This is a genomic window from Virgisporangium aliadipatigenens (genome assembly GCF_016863615.1).
Classification (GTDB): Bacteria; Actinomycetota; Actinomycetes; order Mycobacteriales; family Micromonosporaceae; genus Virgisporangium; species Virgisporangium aliadipatigenens.
This window is the reverse complement of record NZ_BOPF01000015.1, coordinates 195,636-211,128: the sequence shown is the minus strand read 5'-3', so window position 1 is coordinate 211,128 and position 15,493 is coordinate 195,636. Positions and strand designations below refer to the sequence as shown.

Sequence of the window (15,493 nt, the reverse complement as noted above, 5' to 3'; positions counted from 1 at the left end):
GCAAGGGTGTTTCTGGAGGGCCGATCGATGACCACCGTCACTGAGACCACGACCACCGTCGAGGTACGCGCCGCCGTCAGCACCCGTGCGCAGAACGACGCCGACGCGCTCGCCCTGCTCACGCTGCTGGCCGACCTGCCGAAGGGCAGCCCGGACCGGGCCCGCGCCCGCGAGCGGCTGGTCGAGATGTACCTGCCGCTGGCCGAGCACATGGCGCGCCGCTTCCGCAACCGCGGCGAGCAGATGGACGACCTCGTCCAGGTCGCCAGCCTCGCCCTGGTGAAGTCGATCGACGGGTTCGACCCGACGCGCGGGGCGGCCTTCACCAGCTACGCCATCCCGATGATCGTCGGCGAGCTCAAGCGACACTTCCGGGACAAGGGCTGGGACGTCCGGGTCCCCCGCCGGCTGCAGGAGCTGCGCCTCGAGATCGGCAAGATCTCCGGCGACCTCGCGCAGAAGCTGGGACGTTCCCCGACGGTCGCCGACCTCGCCGCGCGGCTCGAGGTCAGCGAGGAAGAGATCATCGAGGCGCTGGACTGCTCGCAGGCCTACCGGGCGCTCTCCCTGCACGCGCCGGTCAACGGCGACGAGAGCGGCGGCGAGCTGATGGACCTCCTCGGCGGCACCGACCCCGAGATGGAGACGGTGGAGAACCGCGCCGCCCTGCGCCCGCTGCTGGCCAAGCTGCCCGAGCGCGAGCAGAAGATCATCGCCATGCGCTTCTTCGGCAACATGACCCAGTCGCAGATCGCCGCCGAGATCGGCATCTCGCAGATGCACGTGTCGCGGCTGCTCGCGCACGCGCTGGGCGTTCTCAAGGCGGAGATGACGAAGGCCTGACGCCGGCCTCGGCCGCTCTGGCCGCAAGCACCTCGCGGACCTCGTCGATGTCTTTCGGCGAGGTCCGCGACGCCATGTAGTACATGATCCCGGTCGGCACGAAGAAGACCTGGAACGCCGCCAACCCCACCGCGTAGTTGGCCGGCGGCGGCAGGCTCCGGGCCAGCGCGGAGAAGACCAGGCCGACCAGGCCGTTCCCGGCGGCGCGCCCCACGCCGTTGACGAGGTTGCCGAGGCTGTACACCGTGCCGCGATGCTCCGGCGGGTTGACGTCGGCGATCAGCGCGAACCAGTTCGGGGAGTTCGCCGACGTCAGCGCCAGCCCACTCAGCGCGGCCAGCAGCGCGAACGCCACCGTCGGCTCCTGATACACGCTCTTGAGCACCCCCAGCGGCACGGAGCCCTCGTCGATGTGCACCCGCATCGGCAGGAAGAACAGCCCCACGAAGAACGGCACCCCGCCCAGGATCCCCGCCGAGGCCACCAGCGCCCGGCCCCGTGGCGTGCGCCGCTGGAGCCGATCGCCGACCAGCCCGCCGATGATCGACAGCACGCCGCCGAGCTGGAACAGCGTCGCGAACACCGCACCGATCGCCACCGCCGTCGCCGAGTCGTAGCCCTGTTCCTCCGCGCGCGCCTGGAACAGCCGCGGCAGCCACACGAACGACCCGAACGTCACCTGCGCGGAGAGGCCCTGCAGCACCAGCCAGACGTTCGTGCGCCGGCCCAGGATCTCCGGCAGCTGTTCCCGCGAGATCCGGTGGTCGTACTCCACGCCCGCCAGTTGCGGCTCGCTCTCGCCCCGGCGGATGTCGGCGGTGAAGAGATACGCCACCGCGGCCACCGTCCCCGTCACGGCCATCACCTGGAACGGACGCCGCCAGTCCGCCGCACCCAGCAGCCCACCGGCGAGCGTGCCCGCCAGGGTCCCGATGCCCTGCGAGAGCCCCCACAGGCTCATCACCAGCCCGCGCCGCCGCGGCGAGATGAGGTCGCTCACCACGGAGAACCCGACCGAGCCCACGGCGCCCAGCCCGATCGCGCCGACCACCTGCGCGATCACGAACACGGTCAGGCCGGGCGCCCACCCCGTCGCCGCCGTGCCCACGGCCCACAGGATCGTGCCGATCACCAGCAGCGGCCGGCGATTGCCCCGGTCCCCGGCGAACGCCCACCCGACGGCCGCCACCGCGGTCACCAGATAGGTCACCGCGGTCACCACCGCGACGACCCCCTCCGGCACCTCGAACGCCCGCGCGATCGGGTCGTACAGCGGCGGCACGAGCTGGATCGCGACGTTGTCCAACGAGGCGAGGACGATGAAGACGATCACGCTGTAGGTCTTCTTGATCTTGAACGCCGCGCCGCCGCCGCCCGAGGTGCCCTTCCGGGGGGAGGGCGGACCGCCCGGTGTGACCCCGCTCATGCGCACCTGTTAACTCCGTGAAAAATGTCCGACCGGGTTGCCAGTATGGGCCGTATGCGACTCGCCCCCTACCGCAGTGTCCTGCGCCTGCCCGGTGTCCGTTCGCTGATGATCCTCGCGCTGATCGCCCGGATCCCGGCCAGCGCCGTGTTCATGGCGTTGACCCTGCACGTCGTGCTGGGCCTCGGCGAGTCCTACGCCCGCGCCGGGGTCGTCAGCGGCGTACTGACGATCACCAGCGCGCTCGGCGGGCCACTGATCGGGCGGCTGCTCGACCGCACGTCGCTGCGGTTCGCGCTGGCGATCGGCGTCACCGCCGAACTGGCGTTCTGGATGACGGCGCCGTCGCTGCCGTACCACGCGCTCGTGGTCGCCGCCGGGCTGCTCGGCCTCGTCTCGCTGCCGGTCTTCTCGGTGGTCCGCCAGTCGATCGCCGCGCTCGTGCCCGAGGCGCACCGCAAGCCCGCGTACGCGCTGGACTCCATGAGCGTGGAGTTGTCGTTCATGGTGGGGCCGGCGGCCGCGGTGGTGCTGGCCACCACGACGTCCTCCACGGTCATGATGTACGCCGTCGGGGCGGCGATGGTGCTCGCCGGTGCGGCGTTCTACGTGGCCGACCCGCCCATCCGCGCGGCCGACGAGGAGCACACCGTCGCCGAACGGGTCCCGCGCCGGTCGTGGATGACGTTCCGGTTCGGCAGCTACCTGATCATCTCCGTCGCCACCACCGCCGTGCTCGCCGGCAGCGACCTGGCCATCGTGGCCACGCTCCGGGCCAACGGCGAGGTGTCGCTGGTCGGCTTCGTGGTGGCGGGCTGGGCTGCCTACTCACTGCTCGGCGGGTTCCTCTTCGGGGCGCTGCGCCGCACGCCGCCGCCGGTCGTGCTGGTCGCGCTGCTGGGGGCGTTCACGATCCCGGTCGGGCTCGCCACCGGCGCCTGGTGGCTGGCGGTGGCGCTGATCCCGGCGGGCCTGCTGTGCGCGCCGACGCTGGCCGCGACCGCCGACGCCGTGAGCCGGCTCGTCCCGGCCGCCGCGCGTGGGGAGGCGATGGGGTGGCACAACTCGTCCATCACGCTGGGGCTCGCCGTGGGTTCGCCGCTCGCCGGTGCGGTCATCGACGCGTCGGCGCCGGGGTGGGCGTTCGTGGTGGCGGGAGGGTTGAGTCTGGGAACGGCGTTGGCGCTGATGCCGTTCATGGGGGTGCGGGAGCCCCGGCCGGACGCGCCGGCGGAGGAGAAAACCGCGGTGCCGGCCGCGCTGTGAACGCGAACGGCGGGCTCCGTGGGTCGGAGCCCGCCGTTTGCCGCATTCACTTCTAATTCACGTCCGCCAATTCGTTTGGCTGGTCGAACTCACCGTCCCGGATCGCCTCGACGAAATCCGTCCAGGCCTCAGGGGTGAAGGCGACCACGTTGTCGCCGTCGGTGGAGTTGCGTACGACGACGTCCTCGCCCGCGCGGGCGACTTCCACACACTCTCCGGTCGCGCAGAATGTGCTCCGTCGCCAGTGCGTTGCACCTCGTTTCAGCATCCGGCCATCCCTCCCGGCAGTACCTCCCCCACCCACGATACGTAACCGGTCGGAAACTTCACACCGCCATAACCGCAGTACGGTCATGACATTGCATTACATATCGTGATTGGCCCGGAGTGCAGTGACCGTTCGCAATGCGTCCGGATACACACTCAGAGGTCGAACTGACCGTCCTTCACGCCGGCGACGAACTCCCGCCACCGCGCCTCGGCGAAGACCAGGATGGGGCTCTCGTCCAGCAGCTTCGAGTCCCGCACGAGTTGCGCGCTCGGCGCCGGGGCCACCTCGACGCACCCCCCGCTCGAGCACTTCGTGCTCTTCTTCCACGCCGGTCGGCCGGTTGTAATATCCACGCTGATATCCCTCTACTTTTGTCAATGAGCTTTCTGGCGTCCGGACTCCCCGCTTCGTGGGCGACAGACCGGAAAACTATTCGGCTTCGCGTCGGCGACGGGTGCCTCGACCCGTCGAGCCGGGCGGCGCCGCACCTGCGGGGGGATTGCCACTGCTCAGCGACTTGATCGTCCGTTCGACCATCGCGCGCGACTCGTCGTCGTCGAGCGCGCGATCCCAGCGGAGATCGAAGATTTCGCGATGCCGCGTCACCTCCGCCGCGTCCTCCACCAGCTCGTCGGAGAGGCCGCTCTCGCGGTAGAGGATCGCGTCTCCGGTCGGCAGGGTGAGAATCTCGAAAGCGCCGAAAAGCGAGGGAGGGATATCGGCGTCGAAATGCAGGATGCGCACCATCACGTCGGAACGCTCGACGAGACTCAGCACGTCGGTCAGCTGGTCGACCATCACGTCACGCGGCACGTACGGGCGACGCAACGCAATCTCGTCCAGCAGCACATAGGTCTTGATGCCGTCGTTTCGGCGGAGCATCTCGGCGCGCCGTCGCTGACGGGTCTCGACCCGCGCCCTGCGCACGTCCTCGGGCAACTCGCTCCCGCCGTACGACCGGAACAACGCCTCGGCGTACGCCTGGGTCTGCAGGGGCGCCGGGAAGAGCACGTTGTACGAGCGGTACTCGGTCGCCTCGGCCTCGAACTGGATCAGCTGGCGAATCGCCGGCGTGAGCGCATCACGGAACTTCGGCTCGTCCCACCAGAGCTTCCGCCGGCGGGAGGCGCGCGAGTCCTGGATGAGACTGTCGACGACGTCCTTGTCCGTCACGCCGAGAAATGTCAGCAGCGGGCGCAGGTCGTTGGGCGTGATCGTGACCTCGCCCAGCTCGATCCGCACCAGCTTGCTCAGGGACCAGTCCATCGCGTCCGCGACGGCGGACTGCGTGTAGCCTTTCGCCTCGCGAGCCTCGCGGACAGCCAGACGGACGCGCCTACGCGCGCCCGCGGGCGAGTCACCTGTGGCCACCGCAACCTCGATCGAATCGGAAGGGCAGACCCGCGCAGCCCATCGGAAAGTAGCTAGACGGCTGACTGCGAGAACGCGGCTAACAATACGACAAACGGCCAACTTCTGTCAGGCAAAGTCACCCGTTTCGTTACTCATTTTGCCGGAACGGCCGGCACCAAGCCGACACCCGCCCACCGCTCACCACGGTCCGACGTGCGGCAATCTGAACGGCAGCCGATCGCCGTATCGCAGATCGATCACGGAACGTGGCATGCACACGCTCCTGGCCAGCTTTCTGCCATGTAGCCATCCGGCAGAATGTCACACGGGCGTCTAGCAGTCAGGAGTGTTACACCCCATACTGTCGGACACGGCCTGAGTGCCACAGCCGATCGGCCGAGTCGCCCTCGAGGTGGCGCTCAGTCTTCCCGCCGCGTGAGGAGGACCTGATGAGCCCGCGAGCAGGTGGTGGTTCCGGCCCACACTTTCAACGCCGCACCAGGCCGCCGGTTACCCGGCCGACCATGATCGTTCCCTCCTGTGCCTGCGTCAGCGCGCGCCGTGGGCGGGTCGTGACGCAGGTCGTCGCGCAGGCGACCGCACCGGTGGGACCCGCTCCACCGTCGGGCGGGGTGGTCGTTCTCACCGCCCTGGATCACGAGTGCGCGGCCGTCTGCGAGTACGTGACGGGGCGGTGGTCGTTCATCCACGCGGCCGGGACGATTTTCGAGGTGGGGAAGCTGACCGGCACCGACGTCGACGTCGCGGTCACCGTCGTCGGGTGCGGCACGGCCGCGGCGGCGGTTCTGACGGAACGGGCGATCGCCGCTTTCCAGCCGCGTGCGCTCTTCTTCACGGGGGTGGCCGGCGCGCTCAAACCCTCCGTTCGGCTCGGCGACGTCGTGGTCGCCACGAAGATCTACGGCTATCACGGCGGGCGCGCCGACCGCGACGAGTTCCGCTTCCACCCGGACGCCTGGGAGGCACCGCACCGCCTCGAACAGCTCGCGCGCCAGGTGGGCCGCGAAGGCGGATGGCACGCGGACGACCCGGGACCGACCGTTCACTTCAAGCCGATCGCCAGCGGCGACGTCGTCCTGAACTCGCGCACGACCCCGCTGGCCACCCAGATCGACCGCAACTTCAACGACGCGGTCGCCATCGAGATGGAGAGCGCCGGCGCCGCCAAGGCCGGGCATCTCTACACCGCGCCCATCCTGACCGTGCGCGGGATCAGCGACAAGGCCGACGGCGCCAAGCATGTCGCCGACCGCGCGGGATGGCAGGAGGTGGCCGCCCGGAACGCCGCGGCCTTCCTGGCCGCGCTCATCGCCCGGGTGCCCGTCCGCCCGTAGGCAGTCTCGCCGGCCGGTCAGCCCACTCGGAAGCTGTTGAAGATGATCTCCAGATCGGCGCGGGCGGCCCCCCAGTCGGCGTCCGGAGACTGGTACCAGATCCCGTACGCCTTGGTGGGCGAGACCACGAACCCGCGGTTGTTGACGTGCGAGCGCCCGCCCCCGCTGTTGAACGTGAACTCCCAGTCCGCCGCGTTCTGGAAGTACGTGACCGGCGCGATCTTCACTTCCTCGTAGCCCGGGAAGTCGCCGGCCGAACGGCGGCGGTCCCGCTGGCCCTGCCAGTCCGCGACCGGATTGGGCTGCGGCGTGTCCGTCTGGTCGATCTCCAGCGTGCGGCCGCCCACCGAGAAGCGCACGATCTCGTACTTGGCACCCCCGTTCCTGCGGAACGTCGGCCGGTACGTGTTGGGCAGGTAGACCGAGAAGCCGCCGTTGCGGTCGAGGCGTTCGTAGTAGATGTACCAGCCCTCGGGCAGCGGCGGGCGCTCGACATAGGCCGGATTCACCGGACCCGAACTGGCCGGCGGCGGCGGGGCCGCGGGCGATTCGACCGCCGGGGACGAACCACCGGGCGACTGGCCCGCCTGCGGAGCCGACGAGGCGGGTGCGCCCTGGGTCGGCGTGCTGCCGGTCGGGGTGCCGGAGGGCTTGTCGTCGCCGTCGCCGTCGCCGAACACCACCGCGAGCCCGATCAGCAGGAACAGCACGAGCGCGATCACGCCCACCAGGACGCGACGGCGTTCGGCCAGGTCCGAGGCCTTCTTCAGGCTCGTCGGAACGGCCGCCGAGGCCAGGATCCGGTGCGCTCGCGACGGCGTGATGCTGGACTGCGAGGCGGCCGGCTGCACGACCGTGGCGTCCGGCGTGCTGCGGCGACCCGCCGACTTGTCGAACGTCACCGGGCGGCCCACGAGGCCGGCACGTCCACTCGTCGAGCGGGTCGAGCCGGAGGAGCTGCCACCCCGCCACGGGAACGTCGGCCGAGCGCGCCCGGAGGCCGTCGGCGACACCCCGGAGGCGGGCGCCCCCGACGTGGGCGCCCCGGACGTGGGGACACCGGAGGTGGGCGCGCCGGACGTGGGCGCCGCGGAGCCCGGCTCGGCAGAGAGGGGCGTCCCGGCAGCCGTCGACTCGTCGTCGCCGTCGCTGTCCGCCTCCTCAGCGGCGGCCGCAGCCTGATCGACGGCCGTCCGGTCCACCGCTGTCCTATCGGCGGCGTCGGCGTCGTCCCTGGCGTCGAGATCGGCCTGAGCCCGAGCGTCGGGAGCCGTGTCGGCCCGGGTGTCGAGAGCCGTGTCGGCCCCGTCGACGGAGTCCGTGTCGAGCGCGTCGACGGCTTCCGGATCGGCGGCGACCGCGTCGGCGGCCGTCACCACATCCTCGTCGGAGGCCGTGACCGCGTCCTCGACCGACGGCGTACGCGCCGCGTCGCCGGCCCGGTCCACACCGGCCGTGCCCGCCGCGCCGCCGACCGCCGCACCGGAGGTCGGCGAAGCGTCGGCGGAAACAGCGGCGCCATCACCAACATCGGAAGCTGCGGAGTCACGAGCCGTGCCGGAGGCCGCCTCGCCTGCGGCATCCGTGCCGGCGGAGGTCGTGCCCGCGTCGTCGGAGGTGGTCACCGCGTCGTCGACGGCTGCGGACGCCCCGCCGGCCGTCGAGCCCGCGGACGCCGCCGAAGACGCCTCACCCTCCACCGAAGACGAGGAAGAAGACGCTGGCCAAGCCGAAGAGGTGGACGAAGACTCCGGTGAAGACGTGGACGAGCCTGAAGACGAGGACGAAGAGGTGGGCGACCCCGGGGCGTCGACCTCGGCGACGGACCCGGCCGCCGCAGCGGCATCCACAGTGGACTGAGCGGACGCGGCGGCGGACGGACCGGACGTCTCGGGCGCGTCGTCGGCGCCCTTGCGACCGGCCGCCTTCCCGGACTGCCGCCCGGTGACCGCCCGCGCCGCGAGCGAAGCCGTCGCGCCGGTGACGTGCCCGGACCGGTCCCTGTTCTCCCGGCGCGAGGACCCGCCGGAGGCGGGAGCACCCGAGGCAGGTGCGCCCGAGGTGGGTGCGCCGGACGTGGGAGCACCCGACGTGGGCACCACGGTCGTGGGGCCACCGGCGAGTGCGGCCGGCGGCGGCGGAACCGTCCCGGACGGCAACACGCTGGTGGCGTCCGCCGGCGGCCGGGCGGGCGGCCTGCTCCCCCGCGGCTGCGGCAACGACACGGGCGCCGTCGGCGCGGCACCCACCGTCGGCGTGCCGCCGATGCCGGGCACGATCCGGGACAGGTTGACCGTGCCGGGCGCGGGCGGACCGGCCGGAGCCGGGCGGCGACCCGCGGTCGGCATGCCCTGCCCACCCGTGGGAAGCGGCGGCTGCTCGGCGATCGGCCGGGGCGGGGGCGGACCGGTGAGCCGTGAAAGGTTCACCGTGTGCGGTGCGTCCGGTACACCCCGCTGCGGTGGGGAGGCGGGCGGCGGCGCCGAACGCGGTGCCGGCGGGCCGATCGGGCTCACCGGACCGGAGCCGGCGGGGGAAACGGGCCGCTCATCGGCGTTCCCCCAAGGCTTGTACTCCCACGGCCACCGGAACCGGCGCGCGGACCCGCCGCTCGACGCGGCCCGGCGCAGGCGGCGCTCGGCCTCGACGGCGTCGATCCGCAACGCGGGGTCCTTGCGCAGCAGGCCGTTGAGGGCGCCGCGCAGCACGCCCGCGTTCTTCGCCGGGTCGGGCTCCTCGGACGCGAGCGCGGTGAGGGTGGCGATCGGGGACGAACGCTCGTACGGCGAGCGCCCCTCGACGGCGGCGTAGAGCGTGGCGCCGAGCGACCACAGGTCGGAGGCGGGGCCGGCGATGCCCTCGCGGGCCCGCTCCGGGGCGATGTACGCGGGCGAACCGAGCACCAGGCCCGGCCGGGTCACGGTGGAGTCGCCCTCGACGGAGGCGATGCCGAAGTCGGTGAGCACGACGCGGCCGTCGTCGCTGAGCAGCACGTTGCTCGGCTTGACGTCGCGGTGCATGACACCGGCGCGGTGCGCGGCGTGCAGCGCGGCGAGTACCCCGAGGCCGATCTCGGCGGCGCGCGCCGGAGGCAGCGGGCCGTCCTCGACGATCACTTCCTGGAGGGAACGCGACGGGACGTACTCCATCACGATCCACGGCTTGTCGCCGGTCTCGAACACGTCGTAGACCCGCACGACGTTGGGGTGATTGAGCCGGGCGGCGGCCCTGGCCTCGCGCAACGTGCGGCGACGCATGTCGTCGCGCTCGGTGGCGAGCAACTCCTCGGGCGGCACGATCTCCTTGATCGCGACGTCGCGTCCCAGGATCTGGTCCCATGCATGCCAGACGCGGCCCATGCCGCCGACGCCGAGCGGCTCGATAAGACGGTAGCGCCCGGCAACGAGGGTCGGCGATGCGGACATTGCGAAGACCATACCCACCCTGTCTGGGTCTCATGCGACCGGCTTGATCTGCAAGGAATACCAACCCCGTGCCACCTCTGTCACGTGGGTCTTGTCACTCAACTGGTGGGCCAAGTCTGCCAACCATCAGCGCGGTTACGTAACCGACGAGTGCCAGAGTGTGCAAAAGATAGAGCCACAGCCCGATCGCGACCACCGCCCCGACAGGTTCGAAGCCGCCGAACGGTATGCCGAGGTCCACCGGGATGGCCCAGAAAAGCACAAAACCGTGGGCGAACCCTGACAGGTTGGCGCCCGTGATCGTCGCCGCGGCGGCGGATGCCCACCAAGCGGGGGCCACCGGGCCGACCAGTCGGTAGACGACGGTCAGCAGCACACTCAGCACGATCCACACGATCAGGAACGAGACGATCACTCCGCCGACACTGGCCCAGCCGCCTTTTCGAAGAAGATTCGCGGCGAACGGCAGGACGAGCAGAAGTGCCAGGAGCAGACCGGGCCCGGCGGCGAGGACCGGCAGGATGAGGATTCGCCCGCGCCAGGCCCGCACCGGTCCGCTGCTTCTGACATGAGCGGATTCGGCGAACGACGTGAACGCCCGCCGCAGCCCCTCCCCGTAGAGCGTCGCCGGGACGAGCGCCGCGACGGCCTGAACCAGGGAAAGTCGCACGCCGGCGTGCACGAGCGCGCGGGCCGCCCGATCGGCCCCGAGCGTGGACGGAACGGCGTCGACCGGCCCGGCGGTCAGTTCGAGGAAACGCTCCGGGCCGGCGAGCAGGGCGGCCAGCCGGATCGCCAGAACGGCGGCCGGCACCACCGCGATCCCGCCGTAGAACGTGATAGCCGCGGCGTGCAGCGGCAGGTCCCGCCCGCGCAGATGCCCGATCACGGCACGAACGACCCGCATGATCACGTGCACCCGCGAGGGTTACCCGTAGTCGCATGGGGACACACATCGGGTCAATGATCCAACGACAAACGGTGATGAACTGCTAGCGTCGATCGCCATGACGGACGACAGCCACACCCAAGCGCTGCCGGACTGGCCGATGTTCATCGGCGTCACGGTCGACACCACCGACCCGGAGAAGTTGGCTGAATTCTGGTCCGCGTTATTGGAGGTGCCGATCGAGCACCGCACCGATGACGAGATCCACCTTTCGCGGCAGCCGCGGCGGGGGGTGACGGTGTCGTTCCAGCGGGTGGCGGCGCCCACGGCCGGCAAGAACCGGCTGCATCTCGACCTGCTCGTGAAGGATCTCGCCGTGGCCCGGAAGCGGGCCGCCGAGCTGGGCGCCGAGGAGGTGGCCGAGCACGACCGGGACGGGTTCCACTGGCTGGTCGTCGCCGACCCGGACGGCAACCAGTTCTGCCTCATCGAGCCGCCCGCGGACGGCGGAGCCTAGGCCCGTTTGCTGAGGTGCACCATGTCCGGGGTGCCGGGCTCGGTGCGTTCGACGACGTATCCGTGGCGCCGGTAGAGCGCGACGCTCTCGGCGCTCCCGGCCCCGGTGAAGAGCGCGAAGGCGCGCACCTGCGCCCGGTGGCGTTCCTCGGCGGCGCTCAGCAGGGCCGAGCCGACGCCGCGCCCGTGCACATCGGGCGCCACGACGAGCCGCCCGATGTGGCACACCCCGTCGTCGAGCCGGGTCCGGACGGCGCCGACGATTCTGGCCCGCGAAGCTACGCCGGGCGGCCCAGAACCCTCGCCGACGATGCGGCTGTCGAGGCGGGCGACGAGCACGCGGCCCTCCTCGATCGCCGCGGTCACCGAGAGCAGCGGCTCGACCAGCGGCGGCAGGTACACGTCGTCGTAGCGCTGCGCCACCGCCACGAACGCCGCCAGCTGCACGGTCCAGATCTCCCCCGCGTCGGCCGCGACGGCGGCGCTCACGCGTGGCGTCGGGTCTGCCACAACGCTCCCATGCAGGTGAGGGCGGCGATCACCAGCGGAACCCCGTCCCGCAGCAGCCCGTCGACGCCGAGCATCCACAGGCACAGCAGCGGCCCGCCGACGAGCACGCCGACGCTGACCACCGCCACGACGTCGCGGGCGAGCCGCTTGCCGAACACGACGAAAATCATCACCCACGGCATGGCGAACCCGAGCACGAGGGCCAGCACGAACCACCCGATCACGACCGGCACGCCGACGGCGCGCGGCACGCGGGGTTCGTGCACGAGGGTGCCGATCGCGACGAGACACGGCACGAGGAGCAGGGCGCTGTAGGAGAGCCCCGCCACCCGGGCCGTCAGTACGCCGGCGGAGACCTGGCGGCCGGGCCCGCGCCGGGTCAGGTGCGCGGCGATCACAGGCGTTCGGAACAGCCCCCACAGCACCGCCCCGTTCAGGGCCGCCAGCAGTGCGAACCCGACGAGGACCGGCGCCTGCGGCAGGAGTTCGCCGCTGCGCGGCACGACCAGCCGGCCGACCGCGAAGACGGTGGTGGCCGCGAGGATCAACCCGAACGGCCGCGACACCACCCGCCCGTACCGGATGGTGCGCATCAGCACCAGGAAGCCGACGGCGCGCAGCAGCGCGTAGACCGTTCGCACGGTGAGGGTGAACCCGCCCTCGACCGCGTACTCGAGGTTGACCAGGTCGACGGCGATCGTGGCCAGCGCGGTGAGGAGCACGAGCCGGCGCAGCCGGCGCACGGCGGGCGGCTGCGGCGGTGGTCGTTCGATGGTGAACAGGCTGCGCAGCGACGACCGGTCCTCATCCACGGAAGGCACGCGCGGGTGATGCCCACTGCCGACGGGTGTCAATCGAAGATCCGTGGGCAGTAGGTGCCGGGTGCCTGACGCCATCACGATCGTTCTCGCCACCCGCAACCGGGCCGCCCGCCTCGGTGCCACCCTGGAGCGCCTGCGCGCGCTGCCCGGTCGCCCGCCGGTGATCGTCGTCGACAACGCGTCCACCGACGCCACCGCGGCCGTCGCGGCCGGGGCCGGGGCCCGTGTGCTGCGGATGCGGCGCAATGCCGGCGCGACGGCCCGCAATGTGGGGGTCCGGGCGGCGGACACGCCGTTGGTGGCGTTCGCGGACGACGACTCGTGGTGGGCGCCGGAGGCGCTGGTGCGGGCCCGCGCGCACTTCGCCTCGCATCCGCGGCTCGGTCTCCTCGCGGCCCGCACCCTGGTCGGCCCGCAGGAGCGGCTGGATCCGGTGTCGGCACAGCTCGCGGCCGCCCCGCTGGGCACCGCGCCGGACCTGCCCGGGCCGTCCGTGCTGGGGTTCCTGGCGTGCGCGGCGGTGGTGCGGCGGGAGGCGTTCCTCGGGGTGGGCGGGTTCGATCCGGTGGTCTTCTTCATGGGCGAGGAGTCGCGGCTCGCGTACGACCTGCTGGCGGCCGGTTGGGGGCTCGCCTACCGCCCGGACGTCGTCGCCCATCACCATCCCGCGGGTGGCGGCGGTGCCGACAAGCGGAAGCTGGCCCGCCGCAACGAGATCCTCACCCAGTGGATGCGCCGTCCGGTCCCGATCGCGGCCCGGTCGACCCTCGCCCTGATCGGCGCGGCCGCGGCCGATCCCGCGTCCCGCTCCGTTCTGGTCGAACTGGCGAAGCGCCTGCCCGCCGCCCTCGTCCGGCGCCGCCGGCCGCATCCCGAGGTGGAAGCCGCGCTACGAATCCTTACGAACGCCTCGAAGGGGTACGGGACCAAAGACCCATCGCGCGGCGACCTAACCAAAATCTAAGGATCATCGCTGGGCGCACCTAAGAAACCGCTGCATACGCTCCTGCCGGTCGAAGGAGCTGGGACATGGCGGATCGGCGTGCGGTGATGATGCGGGCACTGCGCCAGCAGAAGGCACCGCGCTGGCTCGGTGCCGGGCGCCCCGCGCTGCACCGGCTGATACGCAGCCGCCGGCAGGCGCTGATGACGTTCGGGTCGAGCGCGGTGGTGCTCGCCGGGCTGTCGTCGACCGCGGCGGTGATGCTCGGCGGCGAGCACGACGACGAACGCGGGCCCGAGGGCACCTCCGGCGCCAACCAGACCCCGCGCGAGGCCGGTTCGTACTCCAACCGCGACGCCAGCTACACGCAGGGCGTCGGCGGCGACGGCGACCTCGGTGCCGGTGGGCTGGCCGACACCCCGACCGCGGCCGCGCAGGCGGCGCTCGGCTTCGAGCCGAAGTTCAGCACGCCGCTGACCCGGGATCCGGTGCTGCACCTGCTGCGGCGCACGACGTTCGGGGTGACGCCGCAGGACGTGGCCGACGTGCGGCAGCTCGGCATCGACGCCTGGCTCGACCGGCAGCTCGACCCGGAGAAGCTCCCCGACCCGGGTGGCGACCAGGTGGCGGCCCTGTACCCGCGCCTCGGCCTGGACATCAAGCAGCTGCGCGGGAGCGTTCCCGACAACAAGCGCAACGAGGTCCAGATGGAACTGGGCCAGGCGACGATCGGCCGCCAGGCGTGGTCCAGCCGCCAGCTCTACGAGGTGATGGTCGACTTCTGGAACAACCACCTCAACATCCAGAACCCCCTCGAGGGCGGCGCCGACAGCCGACCCGACTACGACCGCACGGTGATCCGCAAGCACGCCTTCGGGAAGTTCTCCGACATGCTGCTCGCCTCGGCGCGGCACCCGGCGATGATGCGCTACCTCGACAACGCCGCCTCCGACCGCCGCGCCGTCAACGAGAACTACGGCCGCGAACTGCTCGAACTGCACACCGTCGGCATCGACGGCGGCTACGGCGAGTCGGACGTGCGCAACGCGGCGTACGTGCTGACCGGGCGCACGATCAGCCGCGACGGCGAGTTCGTGTACGACCCGAAGCGGCACTACAGCGGCGCGGTCACCGTGATGGGCTGGTCGCACCCGAACAAGAACCAGTCCGAGGGGCTGGCCGTCGGCGACACGATGGTGCGCTACCTGGCGCTGCACCCGTCGACCGCGAAGTACGTCGCGCGCAAGCTGGCCGTCCGGTTCGTCTGCGACAGCCCGCCCGCGCCGCTGGTCGACCGGCTCGCCCAGACCTACCTCGACAACGGCTCCGCGGTGGTGCCGATGTTGCGCGTCCTCTTCCGTTCCCTGGAGTTTTGGATCGCCACCGGGCTGAAGACCCGCCGGCCCCTCGAAAACCTCGTGGCGACGGCGCGGGTGCTCGGGGTGACGCCCGGCGGCGACACCGACAAGGCGCTGGAGACGCTGTACGCGACGGCCGACCGCCTCGGGCACGCGCCGCTGGCGTGGGCGCCCCCGGACGGGTATCCCGACGTGGCCGGCGCCTGGCAGTCCGCACACGGCATGCTCGGCGCCTGGAACGTGCACCGCGCCCTGGTCTCCGGCAAGGTCAAGGGCGCCACGTACGCGGCGCCCGAGCAGCTCGTCGCGGGCAACAAGACCGGCACCGCCGCCGGCTACCTCGACGCGCTGTCGCAGCGCCTGGTGTTCCAGCCGTTGACGCAGCCGCAGAAGGACGCGCTGCTGCAGTTCCTCGGCATGCCGGGCGACGCGCGGGTCTCCGACCCGAAACTGGGTGGCAAGCTGGACTCGCTGGCGCCGCTCCTCCTCGACTCCGTCTACCACGGGCTGCGGTGAC

The 15,493-nt window shown here is 71.6% G+C and carries 14 protein-coding genes and 1 pseudogene; 6 read left to right on the top strand and 9 right to left on the bottom strand.

Annotated elements, in window-relative coordinates; translation table 11 throughout:
* Positions 1–27 precede the first annotated feature (27 nt).
* On the top strand, positions 28–843 hold the full coding sequence (locus Val02_RS22260) for an RNA polymerase sigma factor SigF (protein WP_203901078.1): 816 nt from the start codon (positions 28–30) through the stop codon (positions 841–843).
* Here the strand turns inward: Val02_RS22260 and Val02_RS22255 are convergent.
* Positions 818–2,269 carry an MFS transporter gene (locus Val02_RS22255; protein WP_203901077.1) on the bottom strand — a complete coding sequence of 484 codons (1,452 nt, stop codon included), beginning with the start codon at positions 2,267–2,269 and terminating at the stop codon, positions 818–820. The genes Val02_RS22260 and Val02_RS22255 overlap by 26 nt on opposite strands.
* A 54-nt stretch (positions 2,270–2,323) precedes the next feature.
* On the opposite strand from Val02_RS22255, the gene Val02_RS22250 reads away from it, so the two are divergent.
* Complete coding sequence (locus tag Val02_RS22250) at positions 2,324–3,535, top strand: MFS transporter (protein WP_239153243.1); 1,212 nt, start codon at positions 2,324–2,326, stop codon at positions 3,533–3,535.
* A 52-nt stretch (positions 3,536–3,587) separates the two neighbouring features.
* Here Val02_RS22250 and Val02_RS22245 read toward each other — a convergent pair whose 3' ends face one another.
* The 3 genes from Val02_RS22245 to Val02_RS22235 form a co-directional block, all read right to left on the bottom strand.
* Positions 3,588–3,803 carry a DUF397 domain-containing protein gene (locus Val02_RS22245; RefSeq protein WP_203901075.1) on the bottom strand — a complete coding sequence of 72 codons (216 nt, stop codon included), beginning with the start codon at positions 3,801–3,803 and terminating at the stop codon, positions 3,588–3,590.
* A 155-nt stretch (positions 3,804–3,958) separates the two neighbouring features.
* Positions 3,959–4,159, bottom strand: a complete 201-nt coding sequence (locus tag Val02_RS22240) for a DUF397 domain-containing protein (protein WP_239153241.1) — start codon at positions 4,157–4,159, stop codon at positions 3,959–3,961.
* Between the two features lie 76 nt (positions 4,160–4,235).
* Positions 4,236–5,177 (bottom strand): helix-turn-helix domain-containing protein, encoded by a 942-nt coding sequence (locus Val02_RS22235; protein WP_203901074.1) that lies wholly within the window; start codon positions 5,175–5,177, stop codon positions 4,236–4,238.
* Positions 5,178–5,683: 506 nt separating this feature from the next.
* Between Val02_RS22235 and Val02_RS22230 the strand changes: the two genes are divergently transcribed.
* Positions 5,684–6,514 (top strand): 5'-methylthioadenosine/S-adenosylhomocysteine nucleosidase family protein, encoded by an 831-nt coding sequence (locus tag Val02_RS22230; RefSeq protein WP_203901073.1) that lies wholly within the window; start codon positions 5,684–5,686, stop codon positions 6,512–6,514.
* 17 nt (positions 6,515–6,531) lie between these two features.
* Here Val02_RS22230 and Val02_RS48945 read toward each other — a convergent pair whose 3' ends face one another.
* From Val02_RS48945 to Val02_RS22220, 3 genes and pseudogenes are all read right to left on the bottom strand, one after another.
* A complete protein-coding gene (locus Val02_RS48945; RefSeq protein WP_506022771.1) occupies positions 6,532–8,862 on the bottom strand; it encodes a serine/threonine kinase C-terminal domain-containing protein in 2,331 nt (776 codons plus the stop codon).
* A 51-nt stretch (positions 8,863–8,913) separates the two neighbouring features.
* Positions 8,914–9,939, bottom strand: a pseudogene (locus tag Val02_RS48880) (serine/threonine-protein kinase); the annotation flags it as partial.
* Positions 9,940–10,033: 94 nt separating this feature from the next.
* The gene (locus tag Val02_RS22220; RefSeq protein WP_203901072.1) at positions 10,034–10,846 is read right to left on the bottom strand and encodes a YhjD/YihY/BrkB family envelope integrity protein; all 813 of its coding nucleotides are present in this window, start codon (positions 10,844–10,846) and stop codon (positions 10,034–10,036) included.
* A 100-nt stretch (positions 10,847–10,946) separates the two neighbouring features.
* Here Val02_RS22220 and Val02_RS22215 point away from each other — a divergent pair, with 100 nt between their 5' ends.
* On the top strand, positions 10,947–11,345 hold the full coding sequence (locus tag Val02_RS22215) for a VOC family protein (protein WP_239153239.1): 399 nt from the start codon (positions 10,947–10,949) through the stop codon (positions 11,343–11,345).
* Here Val02_RS22215 and Val02_RS22210 read toward each other — a convergent pair.
* On the bottom strand, positions 11,342–11,833 hold the full coding sequence (locus Val02_RS22210; RefSeq protein WP_203901071.1) for a GNAT family N-acetyltransferase: 492 nt from the start codon (positions 11,831–11,833) through the stop codon (positions 11,342–11,344). The two genes, Val02_RS22215 and Val02_RS22210, sit on opposite strands and share 4 nt — an antisense overlap.
* Positions 11,830–12,675, bottom strand: coding sequence for a hypothetical protein (locus Val02_RS22205; RefSeq protein WP_239153238.1), 846 nt, complete (start codon positions 12,673–12,675; stop codon positions 11,830–11,832). The genes Val02_RS22210 and Val02_RS22205 overlap by 4 nt, the downstream gene beginning before the upstream one ends.
* Before the next feature lie 61 nt (positions 12,676–12,736).
* On the opposite strand from Val02_RS22205, the gene Val02_RS22200 reads away from it, so the two are divergent.
* Positions 12,737–13,639: a glycosyltransferase family 2 protein gene (locus Val02_RS22200; RefSeq protein WP_239153237.1), complete on the top strand. Its 903-nt coding sequence runs from the start codon at positions 12,737–12,739 to the stop codon at positions 13,637–13,639.
* A 65-nt stretch (positions 13,640–13,704) separates the two neighbouring features.
* Entirely contained in the window at positions 13,705–15,492 is a 1,788-nt protein-coding gene (locus Val02_RS22195) for a DUF1800 domain-containing protein (RefSeq protein WP_203901069.1), read from the top strand.
* Position 15,493 lies beyond the last annotated feature (1 nt).